At 45.0% G+C, this 21,511-nt stretch carries 12 protein-coding genes; 5 read left to right on the forward strand and 7 right to left on the reverse strand.

Annotated elements, in window-relative coordinates; all coding sequences use genetic code 11:
• Nucleotides 1-22: 22 nt before the first annotated feature.
• The 3 genes from ACYQ2M_RS18040 to ACYQ2M_RS18050 all read right to left on the reverse strand — a co-directional run bounded on the left by ACYQ2M_RS18040 (nucleotide 23) and on the right by ACYQ2M_RS18050 (nucleotide 8,467).
• Nucleotides 23-1,678, reverse strand: coding sequence for a hypothetical protein (locus ACYQ2M_RS18040; protein ID WP_459917770.1), 1,656 nt, complete (start codon nucleotides 1,676-1,678; stop codon nucleotides 23-25).
• A gap of 160 nt (nucleotides 1,679-1,838) precedes the next feature.
• Nucleotides 1,839-7,625, reverse strand: a complete 5,787-nt coding sequence (locus tag ACYQ2M_RS18045; protein WP_459917771.1) for an ATP-binding protein — start codon at nucleotides 7,623-7,625, stop codon at nucleotides 1,839-1,841.
• A gap of 119 nt (nucleotides 7,626-7,744) precedes the next feature.
• Entirely contained in the window at nucleotides 7,745-8,467 is a 723-nt protein-coding gene (locus tag ACYQ2M_RS18050) for a 4Fe-4S double cluster binding domain-containing protein (RefSeq protein ID WP_459917772.1), read from the reverse strand.
• A 1,073-nt stretch (nucleotides 8,468-9,540) separates the two neighbouring features.
• On the opposite strand from ACYQ2M_RS18050, the gene ACYQ2M_RS18055 reads away from it, so the two are divergent.
• The 4 genes from ACYQ2M_RS18055 (at nucleotide 9,541) to ACYQ2M_RS18070 (ending at nucleotide 15,534) form a co-directional block, all read left to right on the forward strand.
• Nucleotides 9,541-10,185, forward strand: coding sequence for a TetR/AcrR family transcriptional regulator (locus ACYQ2M_RS18055; RefSeq protein ID WP_459917773.1), 645 nt, complete (start codon nucleotides 9,541-9,543; stop codon nucleotides 10,183-10,185).
• 271 nt (nucleotides 10,186-10,456) lie between these two features.
• Entirely contained in the window at nucleotides 10,457-12,913 is a 2,457-nt protein-coding gene (locus tag ACYQ2M_RS18060) for an efflux RND transporter permease subunit (protein ID WP_459917774.1), read from the forward strand.
• 98 nt (nucleotides 12,914-13,011) lie between these two features.
• Nucleotides 13,012-13,896, forward strand: coding sequence for an outer membrane lipoprotein-sorting protein (locus tag ACYQ2M_RS18065; RefSeq protein WP_459917775.1), 885 nt, complete (start codon nucleotides 13,012-13,014; stop codon nucleotides 13,894-13,896).
• A gap of 216 nt (nucleotides 13,897-14,112) precedes the next feature.
• Nucleotides 14,113-15,534 carry a DUF1302 family protein gene (locus tag ACYQ2M_RS18070; RefSeq protein ID WP_459917776.1) on the forward strand — a complete coding sequence of 474 codons (1,422 nt, stop codon included), beginning with the start codon at nucleotides 14,113-14,115 and terminating at the stop codon, nucleotides 15,532-15,534.
• A 104-nt stretch (nucleotides 15,535-15,638) separates the two neighbouring features.
• Here the strand turns inward: ACYQ2M_RS18070 and ACYQ2M_RS18075 are convergent, their stop codons facing one another.
• From ACYQ2M_RS18075 to ACYQ2M_RS18090, 4 genes are read right to left on the reverse strand one after another with little or no spacing between them, the layout of a single operon-like run.
• Nucleotides 15,639-16,136 carry a 4Fe-4S dicluster domain-containing protein gene (locus ACYQ2M_RS18075; protein ID WP_459917777.1) on the reverse strand — a complete coding sequence of 166 codons (498 nt, stop codon included), beginning with the start codon at nucleotides 16,134-16,136 and terminating at the stop codon, nucleotides 15,639-15,641.
• On the reverse strand, nucleotides 16,133-18,358 hold the full coding sequence (locus tag ACYQ2M_RS18080; protein WP_459917778.1) for a molybdopterin-containing oxidoreductase family protein: 2,226 nt from the start codon (nucleotides 18,356-18,358) through the stop codon (nucleotides 16,133-16,135). Before ACYQ2M_RS18080 ends, ACYQ2M_RS18075 begins: the two co-directional genes overlap by 4 nt.
• A gap of 58 nt (nucleotides 18,359-18,416) precedes the next feature.
• The gene (locus ACYQ2M_RS18085; RefSeq protein ID WP_459917779.1) at nucleotides 18,417-18,743 is read right to left on the reverse strand and encodes a HigA family addiction module antitoxin; all 327 of its coding nucleotides are present in this window, start codon (nucleotides 18,741-18,743) and stop codon (nucleotides 18,417-18,419) included.
• An 11-nt stretch (nucleotides 18,744-18,754) separates the two neighbouring features.
• Nucleotides 18,755-19,036, reverse strand: a complete 282-nt coding sequence (locus tag ACYQ2M_RS18090) for a type II toxin-antitoxin system RelE/ParE family toxin (RefSeq protein ID WP_459917780.1) — start codon at nucleotides 19,034-19,036, stop codon at nucleotides 18,755-18,757.
• Nucleotides 19,037-19,400: 364 nt separating this feature from the next.
• Between ACYQ2M_RS18090 and ACYQ2M_RS18095 the strand changes: the two genes are divergently transcribed.
• A complete protein-coding gene (locus ACYQ2M_RS18095; protein ID WP_459917781.1) occupies nucleotides 19,401-21,497 on the forward strand; it encodes an acetate--CoA ligase family protein in 2,097 nt (698 codons plus the stop codon).
• Nucleotides 21,498-21,511 lie beyond the last annotated feature (14 nt).

A 21,511-nucleotide genomic window follows, 5' to 3' on the forward strand; every position in this document is an offset into this window, starting at 1 on the left:
CGAGTTCTTGTTTTTTTAGCTTTCATTTTCTTCGCAATCTATTTAAAATCCCGATGAACGCTGCTGGTAGAGAAACTACTATGACGGCAAATGCAAATGAGAGCAGCCCCACCCATTTAGAATCCAGTTTTGAATATGAGGCTTTCATTAATGGCTGAATTACAAGGTCTGCCATGCTAGCTGCACCTACGAAACCAAACACGATCATCAACCATCGATCCACGCTGGACCGCCTCTTCTCCACTCGATATCGGCGTTCGTCCAGGTGCCAACGTGCATGTTCCTTACCTGATTCGACAAGCCCCATAGTTCCGGTAGCTTCTATCAAGTAATCTAAAGCATCTGTGATTTCTCCAGCTTGGCTAGAATGATGAACTGAGGACTCAGCAGTTGTAAGGACTTCGTAAGCGTCAATCAGGTGCTCATCTGAGAGAGGAGAACTCGCGGTTGCGCAGGCTCGAGCAATTCGTAGATTATGATACTCAAAATGCTCTGCCCTTGCTTGATTCTCCAAGAGATGCATTCTGGTGTTAGCGTCACTCCATGCGTCGTCTGGCGAATCAACAGACCGAAGCCATGTCCAAAGAAGGAGAGCACGATTACCGTGGAAACAGTAGTCTCCGAATGGACGTAAATCGGGTGGCAAAGCCGGAGGGTTTTCTATGGCAGAAGATCGCATCAAGATGCGTGATATCGACGGACTAAATCTTGCTGACAGCTCATCCTTAGTACTTGGCTGATCGCGAAAGCGCATCAAGGAAATCGAAGGGCGACCTTCCCATAGCTGTACTTGCCGGAGTCTCTTGTTGATCTGTGTCGCTTTTGATACGATGAGACTTGTGATGGCACCAACGTAGATTGACCGACAGAGGTCAATAGTCGCCTCCCAATCCACCTGGTCTTCTGAGCCGGCAATTTGATGTAGCACCCAAGGTTCCCCACCAATCTCAAATGTTTGCCCGCCCTTTTCGAGGGATTCGTCGAGTACTTTCCGACTCGTTCGACGCATTTTCTTTAGTAGCTTGCTAAATGTTCTACCACTAACCTCTTGGCCAGCGACAGAGAACGTATCGCCAAATGCATCAGGCAGTATTTGTTGAGCATCCATCCGTTGAAGATCCTCCTGGACCCATACGCGTTCAAAATACTGCTGAAAAAGGTTGACAAAATCGTCAATGAAGTCGGTCTCATCAAGATTTTCCCAGGTGGTGTCAAGTTGGAAGCCAATGGTCAAGATTCCGTCTGAATAGATTTTGAGCCAAGGATGAACGGGCAAGGTATAACTACCTCTCTCCAAAACCAGTGGAGGTAGCGCAGCCCGGAGGTAGGGCGGGATTAACCTTGCTTCTCTACTCTCTATTCGTTTTTCATGAAATGAAAGCTCCAAGCAGAATATGAGTTCTTCCGCTGTCTGGGTTGGTAAGTTCTCACTAAACCTCACCGTCCAATTGGAATCCCATTCCCGTCCTTTAGGGTGTAGCCATTCGAACTGAATATCCCCTGTCGTGTCAAGATAGATACACTTCAAGTCTGAAAAGCAAACGGTGCGGGCTATGCCGGATTTAAGAAGATTTGCAGCCGTTTTAACTAGATCCACATCAGTAGTCTCAAGACCTGCGGTATAGTTGTAGAAGCAGTTGGCTTGGTGTACTTCCAGTTTGATGGGGTCCGACTTCATTAATATTTCTCCGGCAGAGGTATTGGGTTCGCTTTTGTATTGAGTAGAATGGTTTCAACTCGCTAACCATGAAAATCTGCGGTTCATCCGTCAGCATTTTCGTTGTTGGAATAAATTTTAGAAACGGTCAAACGTATGTAACCTTTCACTTTTTGTTAGATTAATTAAAAACAGGTATTGTAAAATTAATGTCCTGAGTTTCGAATTCTCTGAAAGTGTCCTCAGCTTTCAAAATTTTAACATTACATGCATAGAAATACTTGGTCTCGTCCGATATAGGTTGTATCCGTTTAAAATACTCCTCCGAACGTAAAACTGTGTATGTTCCGCAAAGAGAAGATAATTCCTTAGGATGTGAAGGTCGCCAATAGTTGTTCCAGTAAGAAGCATAACCTATCTTTACGTCATCAACTTCAAATTCGATGACATTATTTGCAAACCTGGCGTTAACGCCCCTGCCTTCAACAGCACAAACTGGCACGTAAACACCACGAGACTCAAAATCAGAATGCCAATGGCCATATCGAAGCAAAGGATAAGAGGTCGCTGTTAGTTGTATTGGGGCCTCATCCAGGTTTCCTCCATTACCTGCATATTCATATGTCAAATGGGTTTCCAATTCCCTGCCTATACATACAACAAGCGAACGGTCTTTAAGACTATACTCTGATGTAACTGCCTGATTCGTTATTATTTTTGATACGGTTATGTCAATCCAGTTATTTCCATCAATCCTAATCGGAAAAGAAAAAGCTGCTAAATCGAGTAATTCATTTTTTGAATTATACCCACGAATACATTTTTTTATGTATTCCGATATATTCTTTGGGGTGAGTTCAATCTCATTGGCCCATTTTAAAACCCAGTCAGGTCTTTTAGGAATCACCCCTACATAAACGGGCTCTATTGGTAAAGCAGGCGTAGATAAGCCTTCTGCATATCCGTCAGGCATACCAAAAAATCGTCTGGCAATCTCAATGGTTCTTAAGAATGCAGATCTGGCTCTATGACTTGCTGTTGTATAAAACTGGCCTGTGTTTTTAGTTCTATCGGTATTAATGAAATACTGAATATCAGTTCCTGAAGGGGGACAGTAGTCGAAGATGCGACTCCACTCAGATCTAAAATAAGCTGTGAAGGGTATGGAACATCTTTTCTCCTCGCGACTTAGTCTGGAGTCGTATAAAAGAGGAAAATGAGTTCCCGAAAAATGGTCAAATTGATTATTCCCAGGTGGAATTATAGGTATTGGCGATACCTCAAGGGCATATTCACCAAAATTTATTATATCAGGATTAACTTCTTTCAAAATCATATCAGACAATATGGATCTTGCTTTTATGAAATTACCCAATGTAACAGGCGCTACATAACCTTTGTACTTGGCAATTAAGAATAGGCTAAGTACTTCTATGCATTCTGATTCTTGTAATCTTTTAGATAGGTCATCTAAAATCAAATTCTCAATTTGGGGATGGGAATTAACTAACAAAATTGATGCTTGTTCTATAACCCATAACTTAATAGCGGGAATTGGTAGCTTTAGGCGGGACACTAACGTTTTTGTTAAAGCATCTTCAATGGTATCGTCACATCTCCAGTCCCACTTGGGCTTACGTAGTGATAAATTTCTTATGCTTTCCTCTAAACTATCAACCATGGAATTAACAAGGTCAATAGCTTCATCAGTCCGGGCACTTGCGACTAATAGGAAGACAAGTTTGTCATTTGGGATAATCAGCTTTCCAAACTTATCATTCCAAGTATCATGCTGCTCTGTTGTTAATCTAATAAATTCATCGATACGCTTTGGATAAATTTCTGCGAGAATTTTGAGTCTATTAATGGTATTTTGGGTTCTTTCATACCAATCAGACCAGCCATTCATTGCTTTCTGAGCTTGAACTAATAATGCAAAAGCTTTGGTTTTTCCATTTAGTTTTTTTTGACTTATGAATAATCTATCAAGTAAATATTTTGTATTATCAATAGAGTTAGTGCTGTCTGAAATTATTGGGAGTAGGTTTTCAATTAGTTCGGCTTCCTTACCTTGCTTTGCCCAGTGGTCGTACCAGACATTCCAGAAATCACTTGTATTGTATTTTCCTTTTAGAGCTTCGATCAGATCATTTAGGCTTTCTGGAGGATAATCATTGGGGTTTATTTTTATTTTTTCAAGTTCGGTGTTAGAAGATTTCTTATCCTCCGATTCATACGCCACTTCTGTACCAAGTAAATTTTCAACTTCTCTCGCAATATCAATGGCATTCTGATTCCCATCGTCAATCAATTTTTGGAGATCCTGATAACAACTTGAATGAAGACCAGTGAGAAAAAGCTGTTTTACAATAGGGGATGAAAAGTCACAATTTTTAACTAAAGCGGATAATGTTTCTTCTGAATAATACCATTCGCCATCCTTAAGCTGTTGATCATATATAGATGCTGCTGTCTGGGGGTTTATGGCAGCTAACAATGACGATACCAAATGCTTCGAATATGAAGTTTCGTCTCCGTCAGTGAATTCGGAAATATTGAACACAATTGGAGAAATCCGCTCGAGAAGATTTAAAGCATCATCTGGCAAGGCTGAAGACAAGTATTCAATTGCTTCTATGACATTTATAATTGTCGAGTCTTTATGGTGACCATAACCAAGTACAAAATCCCAAGATAGTCTAAGATGCTTTGAGAATGAGGAACTGTCACCGTGCCTATAAGCTATTTCTGCCAGTTCGAGGTTACCGTTAGAATATTCAATTGTTTCTTCTAATTCAGTTGACTGTTTTTTTAATTCCAGTTCAAAAATGCGTTTTGCCGCTTCATCAGATAAAAGTTTAAGCCCGATCTCTTTGTACCACAACCTTAGCCAATCAATTCTGAAGATTTCATAATCAAGAACGTTATTCAAAGAAGATAGAGAAATGGGTGCTCTATTCGTAAGCAAATGACAGTCAGATGCAATTTCAATCCATTCCCTTTTAAATAAAATGTCTGCCCTTCGGGATTCCCAATTTTTTTCATCCAATAGTGAATCTTTTGGCAGCAAAGTACACACCTGATCGAACTTCAATTCACCATCTGTTATAAGTTTTTGTGCAACAATATCAGAAAGCTCATTGAGCAAATTGTAGTGAATTGAAACATTGGCTCTTTGCGTTTTAGCTTGTACCGGTAACCATGAGAAATCACCCTCGGCTTGCAGCCTTGTGATAAGTGAAGAAAAAAACCATTGATGGTAAGAACTCGACTCACCAATATCAATAGAAGGAGAATCAAGGGATTCCGGATAATAGGTATGAATATCAGAAAAACGTTTCTGAGAAAGTATGTCTAAAAATGCAGAGAGTTTTTGAGAGGTAAATAAATTATACTCGGATCGTGCAGTGATATCTGCTTCTTCGACTATGCTCGCCCTGATTGCAGACAACTCTATTTTTACAGCATGGTGAAAGGCTTCTAAGTTTAAATTTTTACGTGCTCTGCATAATAAAGCTATGTCCTTTTTCATAATGCAGGCATCTTTGAAAGCATTTATATACGCATCGGGCCAATTGGAAAAGTTGTCTTTTTCAAATATCGCATCATAATTGAGTACATCAGTTAAAGTTCCAGCTTTTATGATCAATGTAGCTTCTGTTTCTTCGTCTTGTCTGTTTCTGTTATTTATTAGCTTGTTTTTCGTTCTGTATCGATCTATAGCCATTTCTGCCATCTTCGTGGCACTATCATTATCACCTCTTTGCCACAACGAAATCGCAAGAATAGCCAGTTTAGTTGGCGAATATTCATTTTGTAGTGAAATTTCCTGAGATATTGCCAATTCAGACGCCAACGCGAATGAAAAAATTTCCAGATTTGGCGCATCCCATATCTGAAACTCTGGCCCGTTAAACAGTCTAGTTTTTAGTGCCCTGTGTTTATATGCTTCAGCGAAATTCAATTCATCAAATGCATATATTTCTGCCTCAGATAACAAACGGATGCAAGTTTTGACAGGGAAGCCTTCAATAAGACGATCCAGTAACCAGTCTCGGGTTAAACCTTGCCTGAGAGGAGTAGAATCTCTTAATCTTGCGATACTAGACCATAACCATGCATCTTTCAAATGTTTCGGAGCGTCAGAGTCCAACCACTCACAAACTTGAGGCAAAAGAGCTTCTATCTGAGTTTGATGATCAGGTTGATTTTTAATAAAAACCACTAAGCTCTCATGAAATGGTCTGACACCAGAGATTCCCTCAAATAGCATGTGAGAAACTGCATCAACACTAGGTTGCTGATCGACAGGATCTTTAAGAACTAAACCTATTGAGTGGCGGGGCCATGCAAACTGGAAATCGCTGCATAGATGTAACACATCTTTTTGTCGATAAGTTAGGTTTCTCCATAGATTATTATAGTAAGTCTCAATATTCTGGTCTGAACAAGGAGGCAATTTTTCAATTTCCCAGCTTGAAAGTGGTTTGCCATTCTGAATAAGATATTCATAAGAATATATTACATGGAGAGGATATCCTTGGGTAAGCTCATGTAATTTTTCTGCGGCTGACTGAATCTCTTCTTCGATATGATCTTCATGACAATTTAACTGAATTCGTCCAGAATCTGACTGGTACTTCAAAAACTCATATATTGAATTTCCGGTCATTGAAGGTAGCCAAGTCCATTCTTCTTTAGGCAAATAATTGAGCAAGAGATCTGGCAGAAGATCACTATCAACTGGCTGGGTCCCTACGAGGAGAACCATGTTGTCAACAACTGGAAGCAATTGTCTGAAAATTTCGTCTAATGGTTTCTTGTTTCGGGCGTTATCTCTCCAAACATGATCAAGGCCATCAATCAAAATGACAAAGGGGCAGTTCTTTTTTTTGTAGAATTCCGCACACTTCGTAATAGCCATCCTTAAATTTTCTGGTCTTGAAGTGTCTGCATTTGCTTTCTGATGAACACTTTTGATCTGATGTAAAAATGACTCCGCAACGACTCTAGGGCTCAATCTATCTTCAGTCGTGTCTCCCAAAGATAAAAAGTAATGATGACGGATTAAAGGGATATTCTTTTTTTCTAATTCTTTACACAAATAACTTAAATAAGTGCTTTTTCCTAAACCAGGTTTTCCCGTGAGCGTAATAATTTCCCCTTTAGATGAACATATTTGACCAGCCAAATCCTCATGGAATCTATTGTCCGGCAAACAATATTCAGGTGGTATCGTAAAGATTTCTGGTATAGGCTCAGGGCGTTTAATTGATAGAATTTCCCTTACATGATGTAAGTATATCCATCCATCATCAGGGGGATAGTTTTTAAACATTGCCCATTCTCTAGAACGATTTAAAAGGCGATCAATACCCGCATTATCGGAATGCTTGTATAATTCGGATCTAACAATACGGTCTAATGTATGATAATCACCTTCACTATGCTGTATTTCAACCGTTGAAAAAAGAGAGATCGCTATGTCTTCACTTCCAAGTTGATTTAATATTTCTTGTTTAGTCGTTGACTCAATTTTTGAAATATCAATCTTAGTTCCTTTAATATTGTTTTCCATTACACGATCGGGAAGTTTATTTGTTAACAGAACAACTTTACCCAATTTGTCAGGAGAAACGGATGAAATTGCATCACTGAGCTTTTTCAATATAGATCTAGAACGTTCAGTTTTACCCGGCCGGGTTAACAGCCAATCCCAAGTAAGATGATTTTCTTCTTTATCTGGAGACGGCGTAAATTTAACTTGTATGAAATCTGTTTTCCCATCTGACCGTTGACAAACTATGTCATCAATCCCTTTTGGCGCTTCGTTCGCCTCCTCGTCAGCTTCGAAACACATTCGTTCAAATTCTGTTGGACTATTTAACCAAACAGAGAGAAAATAAACCCCATGAAGGGTTTGATAATCGTAAGCAGTGTATATGATTGCGCTATTTTTTACTTTCAATGGTTATATGCCGTTAATTTAAGGACTTCATTATTTTCTTAAATTTATTTCCATAACAGTCCGCATCACCGGACTCGCGCTGTTTGCGAGGTCCGCGTGAATGCGGTGGTTAACTTCATTTATCGTTCCGCTTTTTCTTTTTTTATTCCCCATGGACAGACTTTAATACATACACCGCAGATACCGGATGTAACGTGGGGTAGCTCACTAAATACTTCTCTTACTTGATAAACACATTTTTCCAGATATATTGCCTCTGACCGGGAGGAATAGTGGCTGTCGGTATTTATACCAATGATAGCTCCAGCCGGACAATGATCTTTGCATTGAGAGCATTTACCACATCTGTTTTTAATTGGTGGATCAGGATCAAGATCGGCATTGGTAAGAATTGTTGTTAACCGAATCCTGGGACCAAAGTCAGGATTTACTACCAAAAGACTTTTGCCCTGCCAACCGACACCAGCCGCAATGGCAACTGCTTTGTGCGATATATACGAAGTACAATTTTCCCAATCAAGTACCTGGCTTGCTGGGATAGGTACTGCCTGGTGACCACTCATCTGGATTAGATTAGTGGTTCTTATTGCAATGTCGTCGAGCAATGCATTTACTCGGCTATAGTGTGACGAATACAAAGGTGTTGGTTGTCCTTCAATCTTATCCATTACCGAATTAGAAAGACGTATTGCAATACTCACAGCTCTAGGATAATCGTCCAAGAGATCTTTCGGTTCCGTTTCAATACCTAATAGTCTTGACGTATCAGCCACACGAACAATACTTGCACCCCAGCTATTAAGAGTAGCTATAAACTCTGCTTTATCAATCATGGATTTCATTAAATAACTCTTCAGTTGTGTCTTTAGAAGTTAATGCCGAGTTGAGGAGCGACCCACTTGGGTTGGCTGCTCCAACTCGTTGTTCAGTGTGCTGCGGCGCGCGTCAAACCCATACTCAACTCGGCATTCAGTGCGCCGCAGGCGCACTGAACAAGTAGTTAACCGGTTTCCGCATAGTTGTGATATCCACATTATCGGATATCATTCAGAACAAGTGATTTGACACACTTTTAATTACATTTTATATTTACAGTCTGATATCACTCAAATTCGGATGGTATCTAAAATTGGATATCATAATGCAAATAATACCACAACAACTTTTACTACAATATGATTCACAGCTAAATGTGGAAGGAATTTCAATAAAGTACCATGGTGTTTACCGAAAATGGTTGCGGTTTTATCTTGATTTTTGTCACAAGTACAGTCATAACCCTAACCTTTCTGGCTGTTGAATCAAAGATATCTGCCCCATCACAAATCAGGCTTTTAATGCATTATTTTTTTTAGACATGTTCTGGGTAAAGAATTTGATAAAGTTGAGGGTGTTGTCAAGGCGAAAAAAAACCTTATATCCCGGTTGTACTTTCCCGTCCCGAAGTTGATCTTATTATCGGAAAACTCAGCTATCCCTATAACCTGATTCTAAAACTCCTTTACGGATGCGGATTGCGCCTGACGGTTAAAGGACCATCAAGAAAACCAAAAGCCCGCCGGAGATTGATCCGTCAGAGATGAAATATCAAGATAAATAAAAAAATCAAAAATTCCCCTTTTTTACCACAATTTTCAGAATTAATACCGGCAAAACAACACAATATCCCCCCAATAATAATGGCTATGGCACAAAAAATGATGCTTGCGTCGTTTGATTTAATCGCTGCAACCCCCTGATAAAATTCGTTATCTACACCACATTGCCAATGCTTGTCCTACGTACCATCATGGTGAAAAGTCAGCTTTGCAAGCATCAACGATTAAACTAAACAAACGTTTAAATAATCCATTGACAACACCATTCCATAGTGCAAAAATCAAACAGATGTTTAACTAACACTATCGGAGACACAATGGGAAAAAAAAACGCACCTGAATCCCGGGACCGTATAATAAAAACAGCAGTGGTTCTATTTGCCAAAAGAGGATACGCCAGCATTGGATTGCGGGAGTTGGCCGAAAAGGCAGAGGTAAACCTGGCCATGGTCAATTATTTTTTCGGCGGTAAAAAAAAGCTGCTCATGGTCATTCTAGATACCTTTTTCTCCGGTTATCTGGAGATCCTGGAACAAGAGCTGTGTCGGGACGTCCCCTTTGAGGAAAAGATCCGAACATTTATCCACCGGGCCGTGGAGTATATTTCCAGCAACCGGGAGTATATGATCGTCACCCTGGCGGAATTGCCCCATGATGATCCGGATATCACCCAGCACAAATCCCAATGGGGAAAAAAAGCCATGGCCATCATAGAGCAGGGTATCTGCAAGCCTCTGGCTGTCAGAAGCGGCAAAAAAATCTCTCCTGCAGCCATTGGTCCACTTCTCATCAGCATGATGACATCACGTTTTCTCTTTGCACCCATTCTGGATAAAGTTCAACCACCGGGGTATGGAGATGCCTTTTTTGCTGAATATCCAGATCTCATTGCAACCATTTTCCTCAATGGAATAAATGGGTTTGACCAAGCCCATGTTCAATCAAGCCACAGGACTCCGTAGCTATTACAAAACCCCTTGGAAACCAATATACGCCTTAATTTTTTTATATGAAAAGGCAGCCTCCAAGGCAACCTCAGCAGAGCCGTCCCCCCGATGGGCAATAGGAACCGGACAATTGAGCTGTCTACAGTTCCGGTCCGGGCCCATTGCCCGTCGGGGGGGCGGCGGTATAATACCATTTAGCTCCGCGTCTACGACCCTAAATTTGTTGTGTCTGACAGGACATTCCCGTTATATAACAAAGTAAAATCAAAAATAACCAGGAGAAAAGATGAGTCCTTCCGGAAAAACCTCGGAGCGTTTTTTTAACCGCATGGCAGAGTTGGTAATTCGATTCCGACTGCCAGTGGTAATTGTGATAATTGTTTTCACAGCGATGCTGGGCTCCCAGATACGATTTTTAACCATTAATACCTCCAATGAGGGACTTTTGCGAGAGAATGATCCCATCCTGGAGATCTACAATGACTTCCGGGATCAGTTTGGCCGGGACGATATGATGGCCATTGTCATTCATAGCAAAGAGATCTTTTCAGACGGCTTTCTCACCCGGCTCAAGGCATTGCACGAGGCTGTGGAACAAGAGATCCCCCACGTTAAGGAGATTACCTCCATGGTCAATGCCAGAAATACCCGGGGAGAGAAAGATACCCTTCTGGTGGACGACCTGCTGGCAAAATTCCCGGAAGATGCCAAGGCTTTCATGGCGTTGAGAAAAAGGGTCATGGAAAACCCCTTATACCGTAACCAACTCATCTCCGTGGATGGTACCTTCACTTCCATGGTGGTGGAAAGCCTTGTTTACAGTGACACTGGCAATGAAATGGATCTGTTGTCAGGGTTTGATGAGCCCGATGCAGGAGATGCTGACACGGCCCCCCCAAAATATATCACCGACAAAGAAAACGGAGAGATGGTCACCCAGACAAGAGAACTTATCCAGCGCTTTAACGACGAGGATTTTGATATTCACCTGGCAGGAACGCCGGTGGTAACCCACGTCGTAAAACAATTCATGATGAAGGACATGAAACAATTTCTCCGCCTTGCAGTCCTTGTCATCTCCCTGTGTCTCTTTTTAATGTTTAGACGATTAAGTGGGGTGGTGTTACCCCTTGTGGTGGTGGCCTTTTCCCTTATCTCCACCCTGGGCACCATGGCCCTTTTTTCCATTGAATTTAAAACCCCCACCATTATTCTCCCCTCTTTTTTACTTGCAGTGGGGGTGGGGGCCAGCGTCCATGTCCTCTCCCTTGTTTTTCAGGAACTGAGAAGCGGCAAAGACAAAAAATCGGCCATCATGGAAAGCTATGCTCATTCGGGTCTTGCCATTGTCATGACGTCCCTGACCACGGCTGCGGGTCTTGCTTCATTCAGTACAGCCGAGGTGGCGCCCATTGGTGATCTGGGTATTTTTTCAGCCCTGGGGGTACTTTATTCCCTGGGCTATACCCTGATGCTGATGCCGGCGCTCCTGTCACTGATACCCCTGAAAGAGAAAAAAGAGACACATCACAGCCAGCCCTCCAGGATGGATCGACTGATTGACTGGATCATCGTAACGTCCATGAAACGAAGTAAATTCATTCTTACCGTCACCGTCATCCTTATCCTTGCCGGTGTGTCCGGGGTTGCGCAGCTGCGGTTTTCCCATAACCTTTTAAAGTGGCTGCCAGCGGAGCTGGATGTTCGAAAGGACACCGAGCTGATTGATGCAAACCTCAAGGGCAGCGTGGTTTTAGAAGTCGTTGTGGACACGGGCAAAGAAAATGGGGTGTATGATCAACAATTTTTAAAAGATCTGGACAAACTGGCAGGAGAACTTGAGCAGTATGACGTCAATGGGCTGTTTGTGGGCAAGGTGATGTCGGTGACCACCATATTAAAAGAGATCCACCAGGCCCTGCATGGCAATGATCCTGCTTTCTATAAAATCCCAGACAACGGAAAACTGATTCCCCAGGAGTTCCTGCTGTTTGAGAATTCCGGTTCCGACGACCTGGAAGATGTGGTGGATTCACAGTTTCGCCTGACCCGGATCACCTTAAAGGTTCCCTGGCGGGATGCCCTTGCCTATGTGCCCTTTATGGAAGATATGACCCATCAATTCAACGCTGTTTTCAAGGATCGTCAGCTCGATGGGGGCGTGCCCATGTCCGTTCAAATCACGGGCATCATGGCCCTTTTCGGGCGGATACTCCATGCGGCCATCCATGCCGCAGCCCAGAGTTACCTCATTGCCATGGGGGTGATCACCGTGATGATGATATTGCTCATCGGGGAACTGCGATTGGGCTTGATCAGCATGATCCCCAATCTGGGGCCCATTCTGGTGGTGCTTGGTATCATGGGCTGGTTTAACATCCCCCTTGATATGTTCACCATGCTCATTGCCTCCATTGCCATGGGCCTGGCTGTGGATGACACGGTGCATTTCATGTACCATTTCAAGCAATATTTCAATAAAACAGGCAGCGTAAAAGACGCAGTGACGCATACCATGCACACGGCCGGACGGGCCATGATCACCACCAGTATCGTACTTTCTGCGGGCTTTTTCATCTTTATGTTTGCCTCCATGAATAATGTCTTTTTCTTTGGGGCAATGACGGGGTTGGCCATTCTTCTGGCCCTGGCCGGGGATATGTTTTTGTCCCCAGCCCTCATGACCCTGGTAATCCGGGAAAAAAATTCCATGAAAACGTCGATATCAGCACCATCGAAATAATATCTTCGTTTTGTTGGCAAGCAATTACTTCGAGAAGGTACTTATCCAGCTCGGCTGGGTCAGGCAAAAGCCCAAAATTCAAAGGAGATCCCATGACCATGAAATCGATATTTCCATTTTCAAAGATACCATCTTTTTCCAACACTTCCAGGCAAGATGTGCCGGGGTATTTTCCATCTCTAATGAGGTACACCATGGCATTGATCCTGGTGGGGACACTTCTTGCTGTTCTCCCCTCCCCGACCATGGCCAAAGATTCGGCACGTACCATCATGGAAAAGGTGGATGCCAGGGACGACGGAGACAACATGACCGCCGATGTGGATATGATCCTCATTGATAAAAATAACCATGAGCGCCGGCGGGAAATGAAAATATTCACCAAGGACAAGGGGGTGGATACCCTTAAACTTCAATTTTTCCTCTCTCCTGCGGATGTAAAGGATACCGGATTTCTCACCGTTGATTATTATGCCGGAGAAAAGGACGATGATCAGTGGCTCTATCTGCCGGACCTGCACAAAACCAAGCGCATTGCCACCTCGGATAAATCCTCTTCCTTCATGGGATCGGACTTTTCCTATGCTGACATGACAGACCGGGTGCTTGATGAGTGGACTTATAAGCTTTTAAAAGAAGATGCCATCGACGGTGACAAGGTCTGGCTCATCCAGGCCCTTCCCGCATCCAAGGCTGTGGAAGATCGCTATGGCTATAAAAAGTCCATCCTCTTTGTGCGCCAGGATATCTTCATGGTTGCCCGGGCCATCCACCTGTTAAACGAGGGTAAAAAAATCAAATATATGGAATCAAAGAAAATTGAACAAATTGATGGCATCTGGGTGGCCACGGAGCGCTGGATGAAGACCACCGTCAACAAGCGGACCACCCATCGCACCATTCTCAAATGGAGTAACGTTAAGTTTAATACCCCCCTTGATGAAGCGTATTTTTCCATTCGCCAGTTGGAAAAAGGGTTATAACCCATATGTCCTGACGGACACAACAAATATTGGAAATGGTATTATGCCGCCGCCCCCCGACGGGCAATGGGCCCGGACCGGAACTGTAGACAGCTCAATTGTCCGGTTCCTATTGCCCGTCGGGGGGCGGCTCTGCTGAGGTTGCCTTGGAGGCTGCCTTTTCATATATAAAAAAAAAAAAAAAAAATATATATAAGACGGACACCCAAGGTGACCATGCGAATTATAACTTTATTGTTCTTAACCTGGATGACATGCCTGGGAGCACCTCTTTGCCATGGGGATGAGATGGCAGATCTGCTCACAGGATTTGATGACGAAGGTGTCGTTGTTGAGGAGACAGGAGAACTGGATCAGCTCCTTGGGGGATTTGATGACGTCTCCGGTCAGCAGGAAAAAGAGGACATCTCCCCTCGGTTGCTTCCCAGCTGGCTGGAACTCCAGGGCAGTATCAGCCTCCAGACGGCGGTGGGGGTTGCCCACACATCTCCCCCGGAAAACACCCCTGATTACCGGGGGCTGTCCATGCTCAGAACCCGGGGGGAGCTCATAGGGGATATCAGCTTTGACACCTGGCAGGCAAGGATCGGCACCCGGGGATTTTATGATGCAGCCTATTCATTGAATGACCGATCAGACTACACCCATAAAATGCTGAATGAGTATGAACAGGAGCTGGAGATCACCGAGGCCTGGATACAGACGGCCCTGGGCGATCACCTTGATTTTAAGACAGGGCGACAGATTGTGGTGTGGGGCAAATCAGATAATATTCGCATCACAGATGTTCTGAATCCCCTGGATATGCGCCAACCGGGTATGCTGGACATCCGTGATCTGCGACTGCCCGTGGCCATGTCAAAGTTGGATTTTTACACGGGGAACTGGAACATCAGCACCCTGGTGATCCATGAACCCAGATTTAACAAGATCCCTGTTTACAACGGCGAATTTTATCCGGGGAGCGCATCGGCTCCACCAGAAGATGACCCCTCCACAAGCCTTGCCAATCAACAGTTTGCAGCAGCCATAAATGGGGTTTTCAGTGGCTGGGACCTCTCCATTTACTCAGCGTATCTGTTTGATAACCAGGCCCATGTGGAGACCACAGAAAAAAGTGGTCTTGTCCGCAGATACAGCCGGATAAAAATGGGGGGCGTAAGTTGCGATATTGCCTTTGGCAACTGGCTTTTTAAAACCGAAGCGGCTTTGTTGCATGGTCTTAATTTTTATGCTGTTCCGAATAAAGATTACGCTCGATTTGATTTTCTCATGGCCATGGAATACAGCGGTTTTACAGAAACGAGCATCTCCATTGAGCTTGCCAATCGCCATTTATTTGATTTTGACACCCGTTTGGAATCGCTCCCCGATGGCCAGATGAGAAATCTTTCTCAGTCTGCCCTGCGGGTAAACCGGGACTTCATGCACGACACCCTTCACCTGACACTGCTTCTCTCTTTATATGGGTTAGCCGGAGAGGACGGGGCCTTTGAAAGATACCAGGTGGAATATGATGTAAGAGACAATGTCATGGTAAAGGGTGGTGTTGTGTTTTATCAATCAGGGGACACTGTAGCCTTTCAAGATATAGGTGACAATGACCGACTCTTTTTTGAACTTGAATACCGGTTTTAGTTTCAACAAGGTGATGAGGGGTCAGCCAATTATGACGGGTGGCCCATCTTGTAATCAACTCCGCCGCGAAACAATTTTTAACTGCAGCGGCGGAGCAAACCCCGTTATTCCAGTAAGCCGAAAATATACGACAGATGGGCCTCCTTTTCCTTCGGATCAACTTTCCGAAAGCTCAACGCATCCCCAGGGCAAGTGGCCACGCAGGGCGGGCCGGACTCCCCCACAGCCTGATCCAGACAAAGATCACACTTTTTCATCACCCCATCCGATGCGAAACAGGGCACCCCATAGGGGCAGGCATCCAGACACGTTTTACAGCCGATGCAAAGTGCTTCATCCACCGCCACCACACCATCTTTTTCACGTTTTGTGATGGCTTCCACCGGACACACCGCAGCACACGCCGGCTCAACACAGTGAAGGCAGGAAAGTGACACCGAGTGATTTTTAGCATCTGGATAGTTCCCTCTCCAGACGTTGATGACGCGTCGAAACAAAAGCCCCTGCCCTTCCAATCCCCGCCATGATCGACAGGCCACCTCACACCCATGACATTGGGTGCATTTCTCATGATTAAACCAGATCACGTATTCGTTGTTCATGCGCATTGCCCCTCCACCCCATTTTGAATTTTTGTCACCTCTACCAGGGTCTGGCTGGTCATGGCGGTGATAAGCGGATCATAGGCTTTGTCCCCATCCACGCTGTACATCAGGTTGACATTGGCGCCGCCATCCAGAATGGGGGTGTCATCCATCCCCAATTCCTTACACCCCTGCCACCAGCCATGGAGCAGCATCACGGTATCCGGTCGAATCCCCGGATAAATTTCGGCTTTTATTTTAATCCAGCCATGGGGAGATTTAACCTTCACCCAGTCCCCATCTTTAATGTGACGAGCGACGGCTGTGTCCGGATGGATGTGCAGCATGGGATGGGGTTGAATCTCCCTGAGATATGGCAGATTTCGTTGCCACGAGGCTGAAAAATTTTTTGAGGTGTGATAATCGGACAGTATCAAAGGGTAGTTTGTTGACAGTTCCGGTGTTCCAGTGATGCTCTCGGGAGGTTCACACCACTGTGGCAGCCCATTGAAACCAGCTTCGGCAAAGGCCGTATTGAATATCTCCACCTTGCCGTGGGGTAAAAACGGTGCCCCATTCAGACGCAGGCTCACACGGTTAAACACGGACTGATATTTTTCATAGGCCTTGGGTCCAGGGGAAAACGTCATCCCGGTATTCTTTTGCCTCAACTGGTCCATGGTCACTCCCAGGGGCTTGAGCTGATCATCCATGGCTTTTGACATGCTTCCGTCCCAGAAATCAGCTCCCAATCCCATTGCCACGCTTAAATCCAGAAAGAAATCAAAAATGGACTTGGGGGAGTGTATGGGTGAAATCACTGGGTTGGTGGCCATGAGCCATCCGGGTACCATCTGAAATGAGTGATCCACCTCATAGCTGGTGGCAAGGGGCATGACGATGTCGGCATAGGGCATATCTGCGGTGCGTGCCACATCGGCCACAACAAAAAAATCAAGCTTCTCCAGTGCCGCCACCACATTCCTGGAGCCCCTTGTACTTACCAGTGCCTGGGTTCCCGGAGCAATAATGCCCCGAACCGCATAGGGCTTTTGGGTCAACACGCTTTCCAAAATCCGGTAATAGGCCGAAGAGGTACCTTCATAAAAGGGCTGAAATTGTTTTGGGAATTCCGGTCCCACCAGTTTATCCACCATCTCCTGGGTGATCCGTTCCTTCAGGGTGATGGATTTTATGCCATTTTTTGGGGGGGTGACAAACAGATTGCCGCCCGGACGATCCAGATGACCGGTGATGGCCATGAGAATGGACACGGCCCGAATGGCATCGTTGGCGGAAGGGGCATGCTCCACCCCGTTTCCCAGATCTATGGTGGCCCGTTGGGTCGTTGCATATAATCTTGCCACTGTTTCAATTTGTTCGGCGGAAACACCGGTGATCTTTTCTGCCCATTCAGGCGGATATTGTTGGATATGGGCTTTAAGCCGTTTAAAGCCACTGCACCACTCATCTATAAACTTATGATCCAGCAGATCTTCCCGGATAACCACATTCAGCATGGCCAGTGCCAGGGCCGCGTCGGTTCCCGGTCGCAGGGGCACCCAGATATCTGCCATGCCCACATCCGGCTCCACCGACGGCTTGATGGCGACGATCTTTACGCCACGCTGTTTAGCCGCCAGAAAAGATTTGGCAGGCCGTGCCACAGGGCCGGAATAAATTGGCTGACGTCCCCAGTAAATGATCAACTCACACTCCTGGTAATCAGGACGGGGATAGTCCCCCAAGGTGTAGCAAAAAGCAAAGGCCCGCTGCATGGCACAAATGCCGCTGTGGCCGTAGTTGGGGCTGCCGTGGGCCACTAGAAACCGTTGTATGTACTCACTGTAAGAGCGTCTGGCCGGGCTCAAAATGGCAAGGGATTCAGCGCCATAGGTTTTTTTCTGCTGGACGAGGGTCTCTGCGATTTGTTGGATGGCCTGGTCCCAGGTTATCTTTTCAAATTTCCCTGCCCCTTTTTTTCCGATGCGACGTAATGGATGGGTCAGCCGATCAGGAGAATAGACCCATTGGGGGGCGGCATGGGCCTTGGCGCAGAGGGACCCCCGATTGACCGGGGATTCGTCCATTCCGGCCACTTTAACGAATTTACCATCCTTGACAAAAGCATAAATGCCACAGCCCCCACCCGGACCTCCCGGCCCGCACATGCCACAGACTGTGGGCACCACCTGTTCACCATTTTTTTCTGCAATTTCCTGGGCTTCTTGATAGTTCATCAACACCTCGTAGATCGAATTTTTAGCAATTCACAACCAAAGCAAATCTATTTTTTTATCAAGCCTCTAATAGGCCTTCACTATTTAGGGGAGGTCTGTTGAAAGGAATTATTTTGGAAAGAGGCTTTTTTGCTTTTTCTTTTGCTAAATCTAAATCATATCTTGACTGTATATTTAAGAAAAAATTTTCAGAGACATTGAAAAACTTGGATAATTTCAAAGCATTTATGGGAGATATATTTCTTTTTCCTTTTAATATTTCTCCAAGAGCAGTCTGGGGAATACCCGTGCGTTTTGAAACAGCATAAGCTGTTAAATCAAACGCTTCTAAAAACTCTTCTTTCAGGATAATTCCAGGGTGTTCTAAGGGTATTGTGTCTGCCATAATTTTATCTCCTAATGATAATCTACAATTTCAACTTCTGTAGTTTCTCCATCAATGAAATAGAAACAAACTCTCCATTGGTTGTTAATTCTTATTGAATATTGATCTTTTCTATCCCCCTTTAGCTTTTTCAACCGGTTAGGGGGGGGAACTCTTAAATCACTTAGGGTTGAAGCTGAATCAAGAAAAATAAGCTTACGCCTTGCTTTAGATTGAATATCTTTGGAAAATTTATTAGAGAATTTTCTTTTCCAAATTTTTTCTGTTTCTTTGCATTTAAACGTCTTTATCATGTTTGAATATTACTGCCCATCAATACTACTGTCAAGCGATACTATTTTTTTATCACCAGATTACGAGCAAAAAATCTCCACATTTATATGAAAGTCCCTGAAAACCAAAAGGGACTTTCTATCTTCGTTGTGGGTGGACCAAGGTCAGAATAAGGTCCGCCCGTGGCGGTTATATCGGGAGTTAGAGGGAGGCCATTTCGACCCTCATATATTTATCCACCTCAACGCCTACAATCATAAAAGATCTAAAGAAGATTGACCAATCAAAGCCTTACAGTGTAAATTATATACAAAAAAGTTTTCTGTATACAGAATTTTAAAACGCGATGTCTAATCCCCGGCAAAAAATCAACAAGGAACCATCATGGAAAAACAAATTTTCACCACCCCTGAATCCCGAAAAAAAGTTTACCAAAATCTCTTTCACCCCAAAAGCATCGCCGTTATAGGTGCGTCCAACGATGGCCTGAAACCCGGCGGTCGGGTCATCGAAAAAATAAAAGAATATGGCTATGAAGGGAATTTGTGGCCGGTGAACCCCAAATCGCCTGAAATCCTGAACATCAAGTCATATCCATCCATTTCAGAGCTCCCGGCGGCTCCGGACCTTGCAATTATTGCCATTCCGTCCAGATTTGTCCTGCCCGCCATCCAGGCACTGGCAACCATGAGAGCAGGCGCCGTCATCGTTCTAACCGCCGGATTTGGGGAAAAGGATGAAGCAGGAAAGAAGATAGAACAAGAGATGCTAAAAATCGCAGCCTCGGCAAACATGGCTCTCATCGGCCCCAACTGCTCCGGGTTCCTTACAAAATGCTATAAAGGCAAATTTGCCGGTATTGTCCCCCATCTTCCGGGTGGGGTGGTTGATGTCATCAGCGGCTCCGGCGCCACAGTGGACTATGTCATGGAGATGGGTCTTAACCGGGGACTGTCCTTTGGCAACGTGGTAAACCTTGGCAACTCCATCCAAATGGGCGTGGAAGACCTTCTGGAGCTTTACAATGAAAACTATGGGCCGGACAATGCCAGAATATTAATGCTCTACATGGAGACGGTGAAAAAACCGGCCAAACTGCTTTACCACGCCAGAAGCCTTGTTAAAAAAGGCTGCGCCATTGTGGGAATCAAATCCGGTGCCACCGAAGCAGGCGAACGGGCCGCTGCCAGCCACACCGGGGCCATTGCCAACAGCGACACGGCGGTGGCTGCGTTATTTGAAAAAGCCGGTATTATTCGGGTGGAAGGGCGTTCACTCATGGTGAATGTGGCCTGCGCACTGGCCGCTGCCAGGGGTCCCCTCAAAGGAGGCCGGGCCTGTATTCTCACGGATGCCGGAGGGCCGGGTGTAATGATGTCCGATGAGCTGTATCGTCAGGGAATGGAACTTGCTCAATTAAAGGAAAAAACCGTTTCCCTCCTGGCTCAGGTACTGCCGGCTGAAAGTTCGCTTATAAATCCCATAGATACCCTGCCCTCCAGAACCCCTGAACAGATGAAAGCGATCTTAGAAATTCTGGCCAGGGAGGAGTCTGCCAACATCAATGTCATTGCCGTACTGCTGGGCAATTCCGGCATGTCCCCCAACAGCGAAATCTATCGTGAAATCGCCAAGGCCATGGACACCTGCCCCATTCCCATCATGCCCATGTTGAGCAGTATCACCTCCTGCCGGGAAGAGATAAAAGAGATGATAGGTCTTGGCAAAATTTACCTGCCCGATGAGGTTCCCCTGGCCCAGGCCCTGGCCAGAATCGCTGGATGGCAGGCCCCCCAGGAGGATCTACCCGACCTTGAGGGATATGATAAAGCTACCATTGCCAAGGCCCTTGAAGGCCAGACAGATACTCTGTCTCCGGAAACAGTGGAACAGGTGATAAAAGGATGTGGGTTTAAATTACCGGAACAATGCGAAGTCAGAGATGATCAAAAACTTGCTGCTTCCTGTGACGCCATTGGGTTTCCCCTGGTGATGAAAGTCATCGGCCCATTGCACAAAAGTGATGTGGGGGGGGTTAAGGTGGGCATACAGAATATGGCCCAGGCAAAAGCGGCCTGGGATGCGCTCATGGAAATACCCGATGCTGAAGGGGCCTTGCTCCAGACAATGGTCCAGGGAACTGAAGTCATCGCAGGTGCAAGCAGGGAGGGGGATTTCGGCCATCTTATCATGTTTGGTCTGGGCGGTATTTATGTGGAGGTGTTAAAGGATGTCCAGTTTGGCCTGGCCCCCCTCTCCCCCCGGGAGAGCATGAATCTGATCCAGGGCATCAACAGCTATGCCGTGCTTGAAGGTGTTCGTGGGGAAGCCGGCATGGACATCCCCATGCTCTGTGATTATCTTCAGCGACTGGGCCGCCTTGTCACAGACTTTCCCCAGATCAGCGAGATTGACTTAAATCCCATCAAAGGAACCGGAAAATCCCTCTATGCCGTGGATGCAAGGATAATTATTTCGTAAACCATATACAGGGA

Source organism: Desulfocicer niacini (genome assembly GCF_054657595.1).

What these genes read in the sequence shown, in the direction of transcription:
- ACYQ2M_RS18075 (WP_459917777.1), bottom strand. Translation starts at nt 16,136, where the DNA reads ATGAACAACGAATACGTGATCTGGTTTAATCATGAGAAATGCACCCAA.
- ACYQ2M_RS18095 (WP_459917781.1), top strand. Translation starts at nt 19,401, where the DNA reads ATGGAAAAACAAATTTTCACCACCCCTGAATCCCGAAAAAAAGTTTAC.
- ACYQ2M_RS18055 (WP_459917773.1), top strand. Translation starts at nt 9,541, where the DNA reads ATGGGAAAAAAAAACGCACCTGAATCCCGGGACCGTATAATAAAAACA.
- ACYQ2M_RS18090 (WP_459917780.1), bottom strand. Translation starts at nt 19,036, where the DNA reads ATGATAAAGACGTTTAAATGCAAAGAAACAGAAAAAATTTGGAAAAGA.
- ACYQ2M_RS18040 (WP_459917770.1), bottom strand. Translation starts at nt 1,678, where the DNA reads ATGAAGTCGGACCCCATCAAACTGGAAGTACACCAAGCCAACTGCTTC.
- ACYQ2M_RS18065 (WP_459917775.1), top strand. Translation starts at nt 13,012, where the DNA reads ATGAAATCGATATTTCCATTTTCAAAGATACCATCTTTTTCCAACACT.
- ACYQ2M_RS18060 (WP_459917774.1), top strand. Translation starts at nt 10,457, where the DNA reads ATGAGTCCTTCCGGAAAAACCTCGGAGCGTTTTTTTAACCGCATGGCA.
- ACYQ2M_RS18050 (WP_459917772.1), bottom strand. Translation starts at nt 8,467, where the DNA reads ATGAAATCCATGATTGATAAAGCAGAGTTTATAGCTACTCTTAATAGC.
- ACYQ2M_RS18085 (WP_459917779.1), bottom strand. Translation starts at nt 18,743, where the DNA reads ATGGCAGACACAATACCCTTAGAACACCCTGGAATTATCCTGAAAGAA.
- ACYQ2M_RS18080 (WP_459917778.1), bottom strand. Translation starts at nt 18,358, where the DNA reads ATGAACTATCAAGAAGCCCAGGAAATTGCAGAAAAAAATGGTGAACAG.
- ACYQ2M_RS18070 (WP_459917776.1), top strand. Translation starts at nt 14,113, where the DNA reads ATGCGAATTATAACTTTATTGTTCTTAACCTGGATGACATGCCTGGGA.